Origin of the sequence: Phyllobacterium pellucidum (assembly GCF_013327855.1) — a bacterium.
GTDB classification, from domain to species: Bacteria; Pseudomonadota; Alphaproteobacteria; order Rhizobiales; family Rhizobiaceae; genus Phyllobacterium; species Phyllobacterium pellucidum.
This window is the reverse complement of record NZ_JABUMX010000001.1, coordinates 1255435-1271840: the sequence shown is the minus strand read 5'-3', so window position 1 is coordinate 1271840 and position 16406 is coordinate 1255435. Positions and strand designations below refer to the sequence as shown.

The window sequence follows — 16406 nt, the reverse complement described above, 5'->3', positions numbered from 1 at the left end:
CACTATTGATGAATTGACGGGGAATGCTTCTATATGATCAAGGGTAGGATCACGTAAAGACGAGGAACCGATCATGAGCGAAAGCATCGAAATCAATGGCTTGAAGGTAGCGAAGGAGCTCTATGACTTCGTGGTCGATGAGGCCATCCCGGGGACGGGCGTCGATGCGACGAAGTTCTGGGCCGGCTTTGCGCAGATCGTCAGCGACCTTGCGCCGAAAAACCGCGAACTTCTGGCCAAGCGCGATGCATTCCAGGCGAAGCTCGACGCCTTCTACAAGGAAAAGCGCGACAGCGGATACAGCCAGGAAGAATACGAGGCGTTCCTCAAGGAAATCGGCTACCTCCTGCCGGAAGGTGGCGCCTTTACGGTGACGACAGATAATGTCGATCCGGAAATCGCAGTCATTGCCGGTCCCCAACTGGTCGTACCCGTCATGAATGCGCGCTATGCCCTCAATGCCGCCAATGCGCGTTGGGGCTCGCTCTATGACGCCCTCTACGGAACCGACGCCATATCCGACGATGGCGGAGCCGAGAAGGGCAAGGCATTCAATCCGGCGCGCGGTGCGAAGGTCATCGCATGGGCGAAAGCGTTTCTTGACGAAAGCGCGCCGCTGGCGGGTGCACAATGGGCCGATGTCACGGGCCTCGCCATCGAAGGCGGCAAGCTGGTGCTGACGGCAAACGACAAAAAGGTGCAACTCGTCGACGCTACCCAGTTCGCGGGCTATCGCGGCGAACCGACGAACCCGACGTCAGTGTTGCTCGTCAAGAATGGTCTCCACGTCGAGATCGTTATCAACGCCGACCATCCCATCGGCAAGACCGACCCTGCGCACATCGCCGACGTGGTTCTCGAGTCCGCGGTAACGACGATTCAGGACTGCGAGGATTCCGTCGCCGCTGTCGATGCCGAAGACAAGCTCGTCGTCTATCGCAACTGGCTGGGACTGATGAACGGCGACCTTTCCGATACGTTCGAGAAGGGCGGCAAGACCGTTACACGCAAGCTCAACCCTGACCGCGAATATATTGGCCCGGACGGTCAGAAGCTGGCATTGCCGGGCCGCTCGCTGATGCTTGTCCGCAATGTCGGGCACCTGATGACCAACCCTGCCATCCTCGACCGTGACGGCAACGAGGTTCCCGAGGGCATCATGGACGCGGCCATCACCACGCTCGCTGCCCTGCATGACATCGGCAAGGGCGGTCGCCACATGAATTCCCGCGCCGGCTCGGTCTATGTAGTCAAGCCGAAGATGCACGGACCGGAAGAAGTCGCGTTTGCGGCGGAGTTGTTCGGCCGGGTCGAAGCGCTGCTTGGCCTTCAGCCGAATACGATCAAGATGGGCATCATGGACGAGGAGCGTCGCACCACGGTGAACCTCAAGGAGGCGATCCGCGCCGCCAGGGAACGCGTCGTGTTCATCAATACCGGTTTCCTCGACCGCACTGGCGATGAAATACACACCTCCATGGAGGCGGGCCCGATGATCCGCAAGGGCGACATGAAGCAGGCGTCCTGGATCGGCGCCTATGAGAACTGGAACGTCGATGTCGGTCTCGAATGCGGCCTCTCCGGCCATGCGCAGATCGGCAAGGGCATGTGGGCCATGCCCGACCTCATGGCCGCCATGCTCGAGCAGAAGATCGCACATCCGAAGGCCGGCGCAAATACCGCCTGGGTGCCGTCACCGACCGCAGCGACGCTGCATGCGACGCACTATCACAAGGTCAATGTGGCCGAGGTTCAGGCCAAACTGAAGCAGCGTACACGGGCAAAGCTCAGTGACATCCTCTCGGTTCCGGTCGCATCGCGGCCGAACTGGACGCCGGAAGACATCCAGCACGAACTCGACAACAATGCGCAGGGCATCCTCGGCTATGTCGTGCGCTGGGTGGACCAGGGCGTCGGCTGCTCGAAGGTGCCTGACATCAATAATGTCGGCCTGATGGAAGATCGTGCGACGCTGCGCATTTCCGCGCAGCATATCGCCAACTGGCTGCACCACGGCGTTGCCAGCGAAAAGCAGGTGCTCGACACGCTCAAGCGCATGGCCGCGATCGTTGATGAGCAAAATGCCGGCGACCCGCATTATCAGCCGATGGCCGCCGATTTTGATGGCTCCGTGGCATTCCAGGCCGCCTGCGACCTCGTCTTCAAAGGCCGCGAACAGCCGAACGGTTATACGGAACCGGTCTTGCATCGTCGCCGCCTCGAACTGAAAGCCAAGGCAAAGGCGGCATAGACAGGAAACAATGGGAACTTTCCGCCGCGCCTTGCTTGCTGGGGCCATCGTTTTGATGGCCGGACCGGTTGGCGCGGCGGAAGAACCCGTCATCGAGATTGTCGATTGGGGCCTGACCGCAGCAAAAGAGGTTGGTTCCGAGGTTTCGCCGGATACGCCGACGGGCATCAATCGCCTCGTCGAAGGACCGGTCGATGTGACGCGAGCGAACGAAATTCACGCCTGTATCGGAACGAGCTTCGGCATTGTCTATCGGGCAGCCTATACCGGCGAGGCGTCTGTGGTTCCGATTAAGGTCGTTGTGGATCATCCGCTCATCAGGACCCCGGACGGCCGGGCGATGGAACACAGCAGTTGGCCGGACAGTGCCATCCTCGCCCGCCGCTACGCCGGCTGGGTGTTTGAAGAAAATTTCGAGCTGGTGCCTGGCCGCTGGAAAATCTCGCTGCGGGACCTTGCGGGGAGCGAGCTCGCATCGAAGACGTTCACCGTTTCGACTGGGAGCTGCCCCATTTCCTGATAGAATGCCGAAAAAAATGTAGAGGGTGGTGACCGCGATGTTTCGCCAGTGGAGCCCGATCGGCCTGTTCCTGACGGTCATGCTCGCTTGCGGTGCGGCGCCGGCCGCCAACGGCGATCTCTATCAGGCAAGCGCAGTCGTTTCGGGGCAGGGCGAAGCCGGCCGGTCAATCGGGCTTGCTCAGACTTTCGAGGATGTGCTCGTCAAGGTCTCTGGCGACCCAAGGCTGATGGGCGACCCGAAGATCGCGGCGCTGAAACAGCAAGCGGCGCAGTTCGTCGCGACCTATCAGTATCGCGACCGCATGTCCGGCGTGCCGATCCATGACGAGCAAGGGACATATGACCGCCCGCATGACCTGACCGTCAGTTTCGATCCGGCCAGGATCGATGCGCTGTTGCACTCGCTCGGACGAAAAGCCTGGCTTGATCCGCGCCCGCGTATCGTTGTCTTTCTCGATGTTGTCGGACGAAAGGAAAGGTTCGCGCTCGCTGAGGATGGTTCGAAGGAACCGGATATGCGCAGTTCGCTGGCAGCGGCCGCCCGGAAGGTCGGCTTGCCCGTGGCGTTGCCGACTGTTGCGCAACTCACAAAGTACGAACTGAACGCCGAGACCCTGCCGAGCGCCGACCTTTCTGTGTCCGATGCCGCGGCGCGCAATGCCGGGGGCGATGTCGCGCTTGCCGGCGATCTGCGCTGGAGCGATTCCGCACTCGGATGGATCGCTGATTGGCGTATAGACTATCGTGGCACGCCCTTCCGCTGGCAGATCAAAGGCGTCGGCTTCGACGATGCGTTTCGCAATGGCATGCGCGGTGCAGCGCAGATACTGTCAGGGAACGGGCCGCCGTAGCGCGGCATTGTTTGTGGCATCATTCGATGCTGATAATGTGCCTTCTGGAGGCAACGATGCGAACCACAATTGCTTTGGACGATGAACTGATTGCAAAAGCCCAGGCCTATACTGGGTTAAATGAGAAGTCAGCCTTGGTTCGCGAAGCGCTTCGCGCCCTAATTGAGCGGGAAAGCGCGCGACGCCTTGCTCGCCTCGGCGGAAGCATGCCCGATCTAGATATTACGCATCGCCGCCGACCCGACCACTCACCTGACTGATGTGTCTCGTCGACACGTCCATTTGGGCCGATTATTGGTGAACGTGCCCTTGGTCAGTTGAGGGCCCGAACATCGACGCTGAACGCGCTCCTGGAACTGCCTCGAGCAGAGGTCGCCAATGACGCGGAGGTTCTCGGATGCATCGAAAAAGAAGGAATTTACGGCCGTGGCGTTGGATATGTCGACGCCCACTTGCTTGCAGCGGTGCGGCTGACGCCCGGAGCCGCGATATGGACAAGAGATAAGCGCTTGGCAAGACTTGCGGTGGAAACGCAGCTTGACGCAAATCTGACCTGACTGACCTGAACTCGCAGCGAATGAAGGAATGCACTCACCGCGCCCACTTGTTTGCTGGCTGATTCTTGTTTAGGCGAAGGCGCATGAAATTGCTTGCGCTCGATACCGCTGCCAATCTGTGCTCCGTTGCCGTTTTCGATGTCGAAACGGGAGTGGTGCTGGCTTCGAACAGCGAGGATATCGGCAAAGGTCATGCCGAGCGGCTAATGGGCGCAATCGAGCAGACTTTGCAGGGCGCGGCCGTAGAACTTATAGACATCAGCAGGATTGCTGTCAGCGTCGGCCCCGGTTCGTTTACTGGCGTTCGGGTGGGGGTCTCGACGGCACGGGGCTTTGCGCTTGTGCTTAAATGCCCGGTTATCGGCATCAGCACCTTGCAGGCGCTCGCATTCGACGGCGCCCGTGCGTTTCCCGGAAGACCGGTCCTGTCGATCATCGATGCCCGGCGCGACGAGGTCTATGCCCAATTCTACGGCAAAGACGGGGCGGCAATATCCAAACCGCTGGTGACGGATTTGCCGGCAATATTGGATGAATTGGCGGGGCGTGACATGGTGCTTTCCGGCTCGGGCGCTCTGCTCGTCAATGAGGGGCGGGATAAGCCCTTCGATGTCGCAACAACGGCGGCGACTGGAAGCATCGAAGCCTTTGCCCGCCTTGGCGCAGCAGGCGAGCCCCCGGCGGAGGCGCCGAAGCCGCTTTATCTGCGCGGGCTCGACGTCAAGCCGCAGCAGGGTTTCGTCATGCAGAGGAAGGTAACCGAATGATCGGCTTTCCGTTCGACAATCTGCGTCCGCGCAGTTTCGTCATCGAGCCGCTCGCGCGCGCCGACGCTGCCGCGATCGCGAATATTCACGGACTGACCTTCCGCCAGCCATGGAGCGATGAAGATTTTCACGCTCTCCTGGTCGATGAGAATGTGTTCGGGTTCGTCGCCCGCGAGGAGGGCAATCGCCGTGCCCAGCCGGGCGGCTTCGTTCTCGCGCGCCTGGTGCTGGATGAAGCCGAAATATTGACGATTGCCGTCGCGCCTGCGGCGCAGCGGCGGGGCCTTGGCCGTGCCTTGATGGATGCGATCCTCCGCCATCTCCACAATGCGCGCGCCAGCATGCTTTTTCTGGAAGTCGACGAACTCAATGGCCCCGCTGTTGCGCTTTACCGCCGTCTCGGCTTCAAACAGGTCGGCAAGCGGCCGGGATATTACGAAACGTCGAGCGGCCGTTCGTCGGCCCTGGCGATGCGCCGCGATCTCAAGCCGGGACGTTGAAATGGCTTGGTTGCGCTTCGCCCTGACGTCTACCGTCTTCGTTCTCGCCATTATTCTGCTGGTGCCGGCGCAATTCATCTTTCTGAAGACAGGTGTCGGGCCGAGCGCCGGGACCCCAATGCTGTTCCACCGCATCGTATGCCGCCTGCTTGGCTTTCGCATCCATGTTCATGGCGATATGGCAAAAGGCCGTCCGCTTCTTCTGGCGGCCAATCATACGTCGTGGACCGACATCGTCATTCTCGGCTCGCTGCGCAAGATGGCCTTCATCGCCAAGGCAGAGGTGGCGAAATGGCCGCTCTTCGGCATGCTCGCCAAGCTGCAACGCACTGTCTTCATCGAGCGGGAGAAACGCGGCAAGACCCACCATCAGGCGAGCGAAATCGCGCTGCGCCTTGCCGCGGGCGATGCCATGGTGCTTTTCGCCGAGGGTACGACTTCCGATGGCAACCGCGTATTGCCCTTCAAGACTTCGCTGTTCGGCGCGGCGCAAGTGGCAATTCGCGATACCGATGCCGAAACCGTGACCGTGCAACCCGTGGCCGTCGCCTATACGCGCATCCATGGCATGCCGATGGGCCGCACCCATCGTCCGATCGTCGCGTGGCCGGGCGATGTCGCACTTGGTCCGAGCCTCATAGGCCTCCTGAAGGAAGGCGCGGTCGATGTCGATGTCTGGTTCGGCGAGCCGGTGGTAATCGATGCCAAGAGCGACCGAAAGGCATTGGCGCGAACAGCCGAAGAGCGCGTGCGCGCCATGGTACACACTTCGCTGATGGGACGCGACTTCCTCGACACGTCGGAAAGCGACGCCGAGCCTATTCTCAAGGCGGCCAAAAACGGCTAGAAGCCTCGCCCATGGACGATATCAGTATCAATCACGAGCCGGAGACTGCTTCCGGAGCAACGACGCATTCGCCGGCGCAGCCGAACACGCGCAAGGTCTTTGTGAAGACCTATGGCTGCCAGATGAACGTCTACGACAGCCAGCGCATGGCCGACAGCCTTGCCACCGAGGGCTATAGCCAGACCGACAGCGCCGATGAGGCCGATCTGGTGCTCATCAACACTTGCCACATCCGTGAGAAGGCTTCGGAAAAGCTTTACTCGGCGCTCGGGCGGCTGCGCAAGATGAAGGATGCGCGCGCCAGGGAAGGCCGCGAATTGACCGTTGGGGTCGCGGGATGCGTTGCGCAGGCTGAGGGCAACGAGATCACCCGCCGCGCGCCGGTCGTCGATCTCGTGGTCGGACCGCAAACCTATCACCGGCTGCCGCAGGCGCTGGCGCGAGTGCGCCAGGGCGAGCGCGTCGTCGAGACCGAATACGCGATCGAGGACAAGTTCGACCACTTGCCGGCGCCGCCCAAAGAACAGACCCGGAGCCGCGGCGTTACCGCTTTCCTCACGGTCCAGGAAGGCTGCGACAAGTTCTGCACCTTCTGCGTCGTGCCCTATACGCGCGGCTCGGAAGTTTCGCGGCCGGTCGCCCAGATTGTAAAGGAAGCCGAGAAACTTGCCGATGCGGGCGTGCGCGAACTGACGCTCCTCGGGCAGAATGTGAATGCCTGGCACGGCGAAGGCGCGGACGGGCGCGAATGGGGACTTGGCGAACTTCTCTACCGCCTTGCCGAAATCCCCGGCATTGCCCGCCTGCGTTATGTCACCAGCCACCCGCGCGACATGGATGGTGCCCTGATCGAGGCGCACCGCGATCTCGATATGCTGATGCCCTATCTGCATCTTCCGGTTCAGTCGGGCTCCGATCGCATCCTCAAGGCGATGAACCGCAAGCATACGGGCGAGGACTATTTGCGGCTTATCGAGCGTATCCGCCAGGCTCGACCGGATATTGCGCTATCGGGCGATTTCATCGTCGGCTTCCCCGGGGAGACCGAAGAAGATTTCGAGGCGACGATGCAGATCGTGCGCGACGTGACATACGCTGCTGCCTATTCGTTCAAATATTCGCCGCGCCCGGGCACGCCTGGCGCCGACATGGAGGATCATGTCGAGGAAAGCGTCAAGGATGAACGGTTGCAGCGGTTGCAGAACCTCCTCACGGAACAGCAATATGCGTTTCAGCGCAGCCTCATCGGCAAAAACATGGATGTTCTCATCGAAAAGGCTGGCCGCTTGCCTGGACAGATGGTCGGACGATCTCCCTGGTTACAACCTGTAATTATCGATGTACACGGCGGTCGAATCGGCGACATTATCAATGTACGAATCATCGACACGGGCACGAACAGCCTGATTGGCGTGCGGGAGATGAACTCGCAGAGGAATGGGACTATATAGGGCTGAACACTTCTTTAGGAGAGCCGTTTGAACGCCACCGAAAAGCTGAAACCCGCTCCCTCAGGGGCCTCGGATCTGGCCCATATCGTACTGACATTCGACAATAACCGGTTGGCAAGTGCGCTTTTCGGTCAATTCGATGAAAATCTCGCCCGTATAGAACAAAAGCTTGGCGTCGACGTACGCTCGAAAGGCAACCAGCTTGCCATTCGCGGTGAACCCACCGCAACCGAGCAGGCGCGCCGGACGCTCGACCATCTCTACGAGCAATTGCAGAAGGGACATGATATTTCTGCTTCCGATGTCGATGGCGCGCTGCGCATGGCGATCGCCGCCGACGATCAGTTGACGCTCCCGACCATGGAAAACAAAAGCAAGATGGCTGCTGCCCAGATATCGACCCGCAAGAAGACGATTTTCGCGCGCACGCCGACGCAGGACGCCTATATGCGCGCGCTCGACCGGTCTGAACTGGTCTTCGGCGTCGGGCCGGCGGGCACGGGCAAGACCTATCTTGCCGTCGCCCATGCCGCGATGCTGCTTGAGCGCGGCCTTGTCGACCGCATTATTCTTTCGCGTCCGGCCGTCGAAGCGGGCGAACGTCTCGGCTTCCTGCCCGGCGACATGAAGGAAAAAGTCGATCCCTATCTGCGCCCGCTCTACGATGCGCTCTATGACATGATGCCGGCTGACAAGGTCGAGCGGGCCATCGCCGCCGGTGTCATCGAAATCGCCCCGCTCGCTTTCATGCGCGGGCGCACGCTTGGCCATTCTGCCATCATTCTCGATGAAGCGCAGAATACGACATCGATGCAGATGAAGATGTTTCTGACGCGCCTTGGTGAAAATGCCCGCATGATCATCACCGGCGATCCAAGCCAGATCGATCTGCCGCCCGGCCAAAAGTCGGGACTCGTGGAAGCCTTGCGTATCCTCGATGGCGTCAGCGGCATCGTGACCGTGCGCTTCACGGATGTCGACGTGGTCCGCCATCCGCTGGTTGCGGCAATCGTACGGGCCTACGACAAGGAAGGCGCGAAGCCCTGAGCTTGGCGACACAATCGTGATCGATATCGACATATTGGTGGAAACGGAAGGCTGGGCCGACGAGTCCAGCCTTCGCCGATTATCGGCAAGCGCCATCGCGGCCGCCTGGGACGAGCTTGACGGCGGCGAGCAGCCGGTGAGCGAACTCAGCCTTGTCTTTACCGACGACGCCGCGATCAGGGAACTGAACAGCGACTGGCGGGACAAGGACAAGCCGACCAACGTGCTGTCGTTTCCGGCATTCACCCTCAAACCGGGACAGAAGCCCGGGCCCATGCTTGGCGATATCGTCATTGCCCGCGAAACCGTGGCGCGGGAAGCCTCCGATGAGGAAAAGCCTTTCGACAACCATCTGACCCATCTTGTTGTGCATGGATTTCTGCATCTCCTGGGGTATGATCACCTCTCCGATGCGGAAGCCGAGGAAATGGAGGGATTGGAGCGCAAAATTCTGGCGCGTCTTGCAATCCCGGACCCATATGCGCTATCCGTCATTGACGATCAATCCGATTGAGGACCATGTCTGACACGTCGCACCAGAACGATCCTGCCGCGCCTGCACGAGGGGTTACGGGGCAGGAGAGTGATGCCGAAGGGCAAAGTAGCACCAGAGCGCAAGGCCCAGAAAAGCGCTCGCTCCTTTCAACCATATTTCCTTTCCTGCGCGCCCGCCCGGGCACGACCTTGCGAGAAGATCTCGACGCGGCGCTGGCGGAAGATCATAGCGGCGACACGGCGTTTTCGCCGGAAGAACGCGCCATGCTGCACAATATCCTGCGGCTGCGCGAATTGCGCGTCGAGGATGTGATGATCCCCCGCGCCGATATTGAGGCAGTCGATATATCAACGACTCTCGGCGATCTCCTCGAAGTATTCGAGAAATCCGGCCATTCGCGCATGCCGGTCTTTTCCGAAACGCTCGATGACCCGCGCGGCATGGTCCATATCCGCGATGTGGTGAATCACATAACCCGGAGTTCGCGCGTGAAGGCGCCGCGGCGTGGTGCCGCTCGCACGAAACCGCCCGTGTCGGCAAAGCTCGATCTGTCCCATGTCGATCTTGGCAAGACGATTGCAGACCTCAGCCTGATGCGGCCAATTCTCTTCGTTCCGCCGTCCATGCTTGCCAACGACCTGATGGCACGCATGCAGGCGCAGCGTATCCAGATCGCACTCGTCATCGACGAGTATGGCGGCACCGATGGTCTGGTATCGCTCGAGGACATCGTCGAGATGGTGGTCGGCAATATCGAGGACGAGCACGATGATGACGAGGTGATGATCGTCGAGGAGCCTGAAGGCGTTTTCGTTGCCGATGCACGCGCCGACCTCGATGAAGTGTCGCAGAAAATAGGGCCTGCTTTTGTCGTCGGCGAGCACGGTGAGGACGTCGATACGGTCGGCGGCTTGATCTTCTCGATCCTCGGCCGCATCCCGGTTCGCGGCGAGATGCTGCAGGCCGTCCCCGATTATGAATTCCATGTGCTTGAGGCCGATCCGCGCCGCATTCGCAAGGTGCGCATCGTGCCCTTGCGCCATGCGGACCGCCGACCGCGCACCGTACGGCAGGATGCAGCAGACCAACCCGCAGAAACGGACGAATGATTGACGCAAGCCTCACCTTTTAAGACTGACGTCGAATCGGAAGTCGTGGGGCAAGGCATGATCGAGCGTCTGGCCGGAACAATCATTCTGCTGTCGGGCTGGAAGCGTATCCTGCTGGCGTTTCTCATGGGCGGGCTCGCAAGCTTTGCCTTGCCGCCCTATGACTTCTTTGCGGTCTGCCTCATTTCGTTTCCCGTATTAGTCTGGCTGATCGATGGCGCTGTCGACAATGCTGACGCCGGCCCCATCCGCCGCCTGCTCCCTGCTGCCATGGTCGGCTGGTGGTTCGGCTTCGGCTATTTCATGCTTGGCCTCTGGTGGATCGGCAATGCGCTCCTCGTCGATGCGGAGAATTTCGCCTGGGCCGTGCCTCTCGCCATTCTCGGCCTGCCTGCGGTGCTCGCGATCTTCTATGCGCTTGCTGCCGCGATCGCCCGGCTGTTGTGGAGCGACGGACTGGGGAGAATTTTTGCGCTGGCCGTCGGATTTGGCATTGCCGAGTGGCTGCGCTCGTTTGTGCTCACCGGCTTCCCCTGGAACGCCATAGGCTACGCGGCAATGCCCGTACCACTGCTCATGCAGTCATCCGTGATCGTCGGCCTTCTTGCAATGAACGTGCTTGCCGTGATCGTCTTCGCCATGCCGGCTCTGCTTTCGGGCCGCCGCGATCTGAAGACCGGACTGGGGCTCGCACTGCTCCTCGTTGCCGCGCATGTGGGCTATGGCGCCTGGCGGCTGTCGACAGCGACCGTCGATGCAAAAGGGCCGCTCGTGCGTATCGTCCAACCTTCGATCGAGCAGGATCTGAAATGGGACGATGACGCGCGGCGCAGTATCTTCGACCAGCATCTCGCCCTGACGGCGCAAACGCCGAAGGACGGCAAGCCGAAGCCGCAGATCGTTGTCTGGCCGGAAACGGCTGTTCCATACGTCCTGCCGCAGTCGCCGGAAGTCCTCGGTGCGATTGCCGACAAGCTCGACGACGGCCAGATCCTGCTTGCCGGGGCCGTCCGCATGGAGAGTAGGGGCGAAGGGGTAGACCCCCTCTATTATAACGCGATCTATGCCATTAACAGCGATGGTGAAATTATTGGCGCCGCCGACAAGGTCCATCTCGTGCCTTTTGGTGAGTATGTGCCGATGGAGAATGTACTGCGCAGGCTGGGCGTGAGTGAAGTCGTGGAACTTCCGGGCGGCTTTAGCGCTGCCTCGAGCCGTCGCTCGCTGGCCGTGAAGGATGGTTTCCAAATCCTGCCGCTCGTTTGCTACGAAGCGATCTTCCCGGCAGAAATGGGCTATGATGGTCCGCGCGCCGACGCGATCGTCAACGTCACCAACGACGCCTGGTATGGCGATACGCCCGGTCCCTACCAGCATTTTCGCCAGGCGCAATTGCGCGCGGTGGAACAAGGCCTGCCGATGATCCGGGCGGCGAATAACGGGCTTTCGGCGACCGTCGACCCCTATGGCCGCATTATCGACGGGCTCGCGCTGGATGCCGTGGGTGTGGCGGATTCCATCCTGCCGTCAAAGGTGGCGCTACCGCTTGGTGAGCGCGCTCGCAAGCTGCAATTTCCGATTGTGTTGGGGCTTGCTTTGCTTGCAACGCTAGCGTATTTTTCGCGCCAGAGGACAAGGGTTGGTTGACATTTTAAGCCCTGTCCTGTCAATGATGCCCCATTTGGTGCGTTGATACATTAGTGATAAAATTCTTTTTTAGTTCAATTTAAATACGAATGAGATTTTCATGTCTGATAATAAGAAGAGACCAAATCCGGTGGATGTACATGTTGGCGCAAGGATTCGATTGCGTCGCAATATGATCGGTTTGAGCCAGGAAAAGCTTGGCGACAGCCTCGGAATAACCTTTCAGCAAATCCAGAAGTACGAGAAGGGGATGAACCGCGTCGGTGCCAGCAGGTTGCAGGCGATCGGCAATGTTCTCAACGTTCCCGTAACGTTTTTCTTCGACGACATGCCCGGGCAGGATGACAAGCCCAAGGGGTTCGACGAGGAGAGCGAGACGACCTATGTGGTCGGTCTGCTGAACAGTTCCGAAGGGATTCAGCTTGCGCGGGCCTTTGCCAAGATCACCGATGCCAAGGTCAGGCGCAAAATTCTCGATCTCGTGCGTACACTCGGCCTAGAGGAAGATTGATTTCATCGACGCATTACGCCTTTTGGGGGCGGGAGGGGGCGGGAAAAAAATTCCCGGTCCCCCGAATGTTTGAAAATGAAAGCAATTGACTGATCCACTTTGGCTTGGCAAAGACTATGCGGCCCAGACTGGACTTGGTCTGGTGGGCTTTCGTTTGCTTTCAAGAGGGGTTCCCCGTGACACGCAGTTCTTATCTTTTTACCAGTGAGTCCGTATCGGAAGGACATCCAGACAAGGTCTGTGACCGCATCTCCGACGAAATCGTCGACATGATCTATAAAGAGGCAAAGAAGACGGGCGTTGACCCGTGGACTGTGCGAATTGCTTGCGAGACCCTGGCAACCACCAATCGCGTGGTCATTGCCGGTGAAGTACGTGTTCCGGACACGCTGTTGAAGAAAGACAAGAGCGGCGTAGTGGTAAAGGACGCCAAGGGGCATCCAGTCATCAATCCTTCCCGCTTCCGCGCTGCGGCACGCCGCGCCATCCGCGATATCGGCTACGAGCAGGACGGTTTCAACTGGAGGACGGCCAAGATTGACGTCCTCCTGCATCCGCAGTCGGCCGACATTGCCCAGGGCGTCGACAATGCATCCGACCGCCAGGGCGAAGAGGGCGCTGGCGACCAGGGCATCATGTTCGGCTACGCCTGCCGCGAGACCCCTGACCTGATGCCGGCTCCGATCTATTATTCCCACAAGATCCTCGAAATTCTTGCCGCTGCCCGTCATAAGGGTGAAGGCGATGCCGCCAAGCTCGGCCCGGATGCGAAAAGCCAGGTGACCGTGCGTTATGTCGACGGCGTTGCCGCCGAGACGACGCAGATCGTGCTTTCGACCCAGCATCTGGATGAAAGCTGGGACTCGAAAAAGGTTCGCAAGGTCGTCGAGCCCTATATCCGTGAAGCGCTGGGTGATCTCAAGATCGCCGACGATTGCGCCTGGTACATCAACCCGACGGGCAAGTTCGTCATCGGCGGTCCCGATGGCGACGCTGGCCTGACCGGCCGCAAGATCATCGTCGACACCTATGGCGGTGCTGCGCCGCATGGCGGCGGCGCTTTCTCGGGCAAGGACACGACCAAGGTCGACCGTTCCGCTGCCTATGCAGCCCGCTATCTTGCCAAGAATGTCGTAGCCGCCGGCTTTGCCGATCGCTGCACTATCCAGCTTTCCTACGCCATCGGCGTGGCGCAGCCGCTGTCGATCTATGTCGATTTGCACGGCACGGGCAAGGTAAAGGAAGATGCGGTTGAGGAAGCGCTGCGCAAGGTCATGGACCTTTCGCCATCGGGTATCCGCAAGCACCTCGACCTTAACAAGCCGATCTATGCCAAGACCTCGGCCTACGGTCATTTCGGTCGCAAGCCCGGTCGCGATGGGTCCTTCTCGTGGGAGAAGACCGATCTCGCCAAGCAATTGAAGTCAGCACTGGCCGTCTGAGCGGCCAGCATTGCCTACCATGACCGAGCCAAGGCGAGAACGTTCAACTGAGGCATTCTTCGGCAGAAGAGCCGGCAAGACGCTTCGCCCGATGCAGCGAGCCATTCGCGACGAGTTGCTGCCGCTCCTGAAACTCGATCTTGGTTCACCTGCACCTGACGACCTCCGCACGCTGTTTACTGCGGAGGTCGACGCAGTGCGGATGGAAATCGGCTTCGGGGGCGGCGAACATCTGCTGCACGAAGCAGCACGGCATCCGAAGGCCGGATTCATCGGCGTCGAGCCCTTCGTCAACAGTATGGCGAAGCTGGTGGTCGATCTGCATGACGAGCCGTTGCGGAACATCCGCCTCTATGATGACGACGCGACGCAAGTGCTCGACTGGCTGCCGGAAGCCTCGCTCGACGGCATAGACCTCTTCTACCCCGATCCGTGGCCGAAGAAGAAACACTGGAAGCGGCGTTTCGTCAGCCAGAAAAACCTCGACCGCTTTGCCCGGGTCCTGAAGCCCGGCAGCAAATTCCGCTTCGCCTCCGACATAGATACCTACGTCAATTGGACATTGCAGCATTGCCGGGCCCATGGCGGGTTCGATTGGCAGGCGGAAACCGCGGCCGACTGGCATACGCCCTACGAGGCCTGGCCGGGCACGCGTTACGAACAGAAGGCGCATCGCGAGGGCCGGATCGGCGCCTATCTGACATTCGTCAGGGTCTAGAGCAGGTCCTGAACGGCTCTGTTAAGGCAAGAAACGCTGTGATCGGCCGACCGGCCGCCATTTCGCGTGACAGCTTCCTGACAGTTTTCTAGTATCATTTCGACGGTGAGGAGACCGCTGGGAGGCTGTCAGCTTTTATTGTTGAGCGTTTGGATTTGACTGACCGTCAATTCAGGGGCTCGATTGTCGATATCTTCCCGCGACCTCGAAATCGATAGGCGCAGATGGCTGATGGCCGTCATGGGAGGAACTACATAATGCGTAAGATATTGCTCGCTTTTGTTGCAGCCGGGGCGCTGGCGCTTTCCGGTCAGGCCTTTGCGGCCGACTACAAGATCATGGCGCCGGCAGCGCCGGGCGGTGGTTGGGACCAGACCGCGCGCACCTTGCAGACGGCCCTGCAGGACGAGAAGATTTCCGGCAGCGTTCAGGTCGTGAATGTCCCGGGCGCGGGCGGCACGATTGGCCTCGCACAGTTCGCAAATTCGGCCAAGGGTGATCCTTCGCAGCTGATCGTCGGCGGCTACGTCATGGTCGGCGCGATTCTCACCAATGCATCGCCCGTTACGCTCGATCAGGTGACGCCAATCGCCCGCCTGACCGGCGAATATGAGGCGCTGGTTGTGCCGGCGGCATCGCCCATCAAGTCGATGGCCGATCTCGTTGCCAAGCTCAAGGCTGACCCCGGCTCAGTATCATGGGGCGGTGGCTCGGCCGGCGGCACCGACCACATCACCGCAGGCCTCATTGCCAAGGCGGCCGGCGTCGATCCGACCAAGGTCAACTACATCGCATTCTCCGGTGGCGGTGAAGCCTTGGCAGCTATTCTTGGCGGCCAGGTGACCGTTGGTATTTCCGGCTACGGCGAATTTGAATCGCAGATCAAGGCGGGTCAGCTGCGCATCATCGGCATTTCCAGCGAACAGAAGGTGGAAGGCATCGATGCGCCGACCTTCAAGGAAGGCGGCGTCGACGTCGCGATCCAGAACTGGCGCATGGTCGCCGCGGCTCCCGGCATCTCGGCCGAACAGGAAGCTGCGATCAATGCCGATATCGAAAAGCTGGTAAAGTCGAAGACCTGGCAGGAGCAGCTGAAGGCCAAGGGCTGGGCTGACACCTATCTCGCCGGTGACGCATTCAAGGCGCAGCTGGCGAAGGATACCGAGGCAACCTCCACGATCCTGAAAGACATTGGTCTCGTCAAATGACGCAACAGCCACCGAGCACCGAAACGCGCCGCCCTGACCGGGCGGCGCTGGTTATCGCAGCCGTTCTGGCAATCATTGCGGCTGTGATCGTCTACAGCACTGCCACCGCCCGTGGCGGCAGCGCGACCCGGATCGGTCCCGGAGCATTTCCCTATGCAATCGCCGCGTGCCTCTTTGTTTTGGCGATCTGGACGGCGTTTGAAGCGGTTCGAGGTGATTTTCCCGAGCGGGAAGAACAACAGATTGGCCCGATCGTCTGGATCGTTGGCGGCCTCGCGGCGCAGATGCTGCTCCTTCACATTGCCGGATTTGCCATTGCGACAGGCCTGCTCTTTGCAGCGACTGCGCGGGGATTCGGACGTGGACCGCTCTGGCTCACGATTCCTATCGGCATTGTTCTGTCTTTCGTTATCTGGGTCATCTTCGCCAAGGGACTTCAATTGTCGCTGCCCGCGGGACCCCTTGAACGCCTCATTTAGAAG

At 60.1% G+C, this 16406-nt stretch carries 17 protein-coding genes; all 17 read left to right on the top strand.

What is annotated here, in order from left to right; all coding sequences use genetic code 11:
• The first annotated feature begins 73 nt into the window (after positions 1-73).
• The 17 genes from HQ945_RS06280 (at position 74) to HQ945_RS06200 (ending at position 16403) form a co-directional block, all read left to right on the top strand.
• Complete coding sequence (locus HQ945_RS06280) at positions 74-2251, top strand: malate synthase G (protein ID WP_091919969.1); 2178 nt, start codon at positions 74-76, stop codon at positions 2249-2251.
• A 10-nt stretch (positions 2252-2261) separates the two neighbouring features.
• Entirely contained in the window at positions 2262-2771 is a 510-nt protein-coding gene (locus HQ945_RS06275; protein ID WP_091919967.1) for a DUF3859 domain-containing protein, read from the top strand.
• Positions 2772-2808: 37 nt separating this feature from the next.
• Positions 2809-3624, top strand: coding sequence for a DUF2066 domain-containing protein (locus HQ945_RS06270; RefSeq protein ID WP_091919966.1), 816 nt, complete (start codon positions 2809-2811; stop codon positions 3622-3624).
• Positions 3625-3680: 56 nt separating this feature from the next.
• Entirely contained in the window at positions 3681-3884 is a 204-nt protein-coding gene (locus HQ945_RS06265) for a type II toxin-antitoxin system VapB family antitoxin (RefSeq protein WP_091921449.1), read from the top strand.
• A 380-nt stretch (positions 3885-4264) separates the two neighbouring features.
• A complete protein-coding gene (gene tsaB, locus HQ945_RS06260; RefSeq protein ID WP_113280280.1) occupies positions 4265-4948 on the top strand; it encodes a tRNA (adenosine(37)-N6)-threonylcarbamoyltransferase complex dimerization subunit type 1 TsaB in 684 nt (227 codons plus the stop codon).
• Positions 4945-5448: a ribosomal protein S18-alanine N-acetyltransferase gene (gene rimI, locus HQ945_RS06255; RefSeq protein ID WP_113280281.1), complete on the top strand. Its 504-nt coding sequence runs from the start codon at positions 4945-4947 to the stop codon at positions 5446-5448. The genes tsaB and rimI overlap by 4 nt, the downstream gene beginning before the upstream one ends.
• A gap of 1 nt (position 5449) precedes the next feature.
• Entirely contained in the window at positions 5450-6295 is an 846-nt protein-coding gene (gene olsA / locus HQ945_RS06250) for a lyso-ornithine lipid O-acyltransferase (RefSeq protein WP_113280282.1), read from the top strand.
• Positions 6296-6306: 11 nt separating this feature from the next.
• Entirely contained in the window at positions 6307-7746 is a 1440-nt protein-coding gene (gene miaB / locus HQ945_RS06245) for a tRNA (N6-isopentenyl adenosine(37)-C2)-methylthiotransferase MiaB (RefSeq protein WP_113280283.1), read from the top strand.
• A gap of 27 nt (positions 7747-7773) precedes the next feature.
• Entirely contained in the window at positions 7774-8793 is a 1020-nt protein-coding gene (locus HQ945_RS06240) for a PhoH family protein (RefSeq protein ID WP_027230486.1), read from the top strand.
• A gap of 16 nt (positions 8794-8809) precedes the next feature.
• Positions 8810-9307: an rRNA maturation RNase YbeY gene (gene ybeY / locus HQ945_RS06235; protein ID WP_343051176.1), complete on the top strand. Its 498-nt coding sequence runs from the start codon at positions 8810-8812 to the stop codon at positions 9305-9307.
• A gap of 5 nt (positions 9308-9312) precedes the next feature.
• Positions 9313-10398 (top strand): hemolysin family protein, encoded by a 1086-nt coding sequence (locus HQ945_RS06230; protein ID WP_113280285.1) that lies wholly within the window; start codon positions 9313-9315, stop codon positions 10396-10398.
• A gap of 57 nt (positions 10399-10455) precedes the next feature.
• Positions 10456-12045 carry an apolipoprotein N-acyltransferase gene (lnt, locus tag HQ945_RS06225; protein WP_113280286.1) on the top strand — a complete coding sequence of 530 codons (1590 nt, stop codon included), beginning with the start codon at positions 10456-10458 and terminating at the stop codon, positions 12043-12045.
• A gap of 100 nt (positions 12046-12145) precedes the next feature.
• Complete coding sequence (locus HQ945_RS06220) at positions 12146-12556, top strand: helix-turn-helix domain-containing protein (RefSeq protein WP_027230482.1); 411 nt, start codon at positions 12146-12148, stop codon at positions 12554-12556.
• A 176-nt stretch (positions 12557-12732) separates the two neighbouring features.
• A complete protein-coding gene (gene metK, locus HQ945_RS06215) occupies positions 12733-13998 on the top strand; it encodes a methionine adenosyltransferase (protein ID WP_036813956.1) in 1266 nt (421 codons plus the stop codon).
• 19 nt (positions 13999-14017) lie between these two features.
• The gene (gene trmB / locus HQ945_RS06210; RefSeq protein WP_113279717.1) at positions 14018-14716 is read left to right on the top strand and encodes a tRNA (guanine(46)-N(7))-methyltransferase TrmB; all 699 of its coding nucleotides are present in this window, start codon (positions 14018-14020) and stop codon (positions 14714-14716) included.
• 257 nt (positions 14717-14973) lie between these two features.
• Entirely contained in the window at positions 14974-15924 is a 951-nt protein-coding gene (locus HQ945_RS06205) for a Bug family tripartite tricarboxylate transporter substrate binding protein (protein WP_091919954.1), read from the top strand.
• Positions 15921-16403, top strand: coding sequence for a tripartite tricarboxylate transporter TctB family protein (locus tag HQ945_RS06200; protein ID WP_027230478.1), 483 nt, complete (start codon positions 15921-15923; stop codon positions 16401-16403). The genes HQ945_RS06205 and HQ945_RS06200 overlap by 4 nt, the downstream gene beginning before the upstream one ends.
• Positions 16404-16406 lie beyond the last annotated feature (3 nt).

What these genes read in the sequence shown, in the direction of transcription:
- HQ945_RS06280 (WP_091919969.1), top strand. Translation starts at nt 74, where the DNA reads ATGAGCGAAAGCATCGAAATCAATGGCTTGAAGGTAGCGAAGGAGCTC.
- HQ945_RS06275 (WP_091919967.1), top strand. Translation starts at nt 2,262, where the DNA reads ATGGGAACTTTCCGCCGCGCCTTGCTTGCTGGGGCCATCGTTTTGATG.
- HQ945_RS06270 (WP_091919966.1), top strand. Translation starts at nt 2,809, where the DNA reads ATGTTTCGCCAGTGGAGCCCGATCGGCCTGTTCCTGACGGTCATGCTC.
- HQ945_RS06265 (WP_091921449.1), top strand. Translation starts at nt 3,681, where the DNA reads ATGCGAACCACAATTGCTTTGGACGATGAACTGATTGCAAAAGCCCAG.
- tsaB (WP_113280280.1), top strand. Translation starts at nt 4,265, where the DNA reads ATGAAATTGCTTGCGCTCGATACCGCTGCCAATCTGTGCTCCGTTGCC.
- rimI (WP_113280281.1), top strand. Translation starts at nt 4,945, where the DNA reads ATGATCGGCTTTCCGTTCGACAATCTGCGTCCGCGCAGTTTCGTCATC.
- olsA (WP_113280282.1), top strand. Translation starts at nt 5,450, where the DNA reads ATGGCTTGGTTGCGCTTCGCCCTGACGTCTACCGTCTTCGTTCTCGCC.
- miaB (WP_113280283.1), top strand. Translation starts at nt 6,307, where the DNA reads ATGGACGATATCAGTATCAATCACGAGCCGGAGACTGCTTCCGGAGCA.
- HQ945_RS06230 (WP_113280285.1), top strand. Translation starts at nt 9,313, where the DNA reads ATGTCTGACACGTCGCACCAGAACGATCCTGCCGCGCCTGCACGAGGG.
- lnt (WP_113280286.1), top strand. Translation starts at nt 10,456, where the DNA reads ATGATCGAGCGTCTGGCCGGAACAATCATTCTGCTGTCGGGCTGGAAG.
- HQ945_RS06220 (WP_027230482.1), top strand. Translation starts at nt 12,146, where the DNA reads ATGTCTGATAATAAGAAGAGACCAAATCCGGTGGATGTACATGTTGGC.
- trmB (WP_113279717.1), top strand. Translation starts at nt 14,018, where the DNA reads ATGACCGAGCCAAGGCGAGAACGTTCAACTGAGGCATTCTTCGGCAGA.
- HQ945_RS06205 (WP_091919954.1), top strand. Translation starts at nt 14,974, where the DNA reads ATGCGTAAGATATTGCTCGCTTTTGTTGCAGCCGGGGCGCTGGCGCTT.
- HQ945_RS06200 (WP_027230478.1), top strand. Translation starts at nt 15,921, where the DNA reads ATGACGCAACAGCCACCGAGCACCGAAACGCGCCGCCCTGACCGGGCG.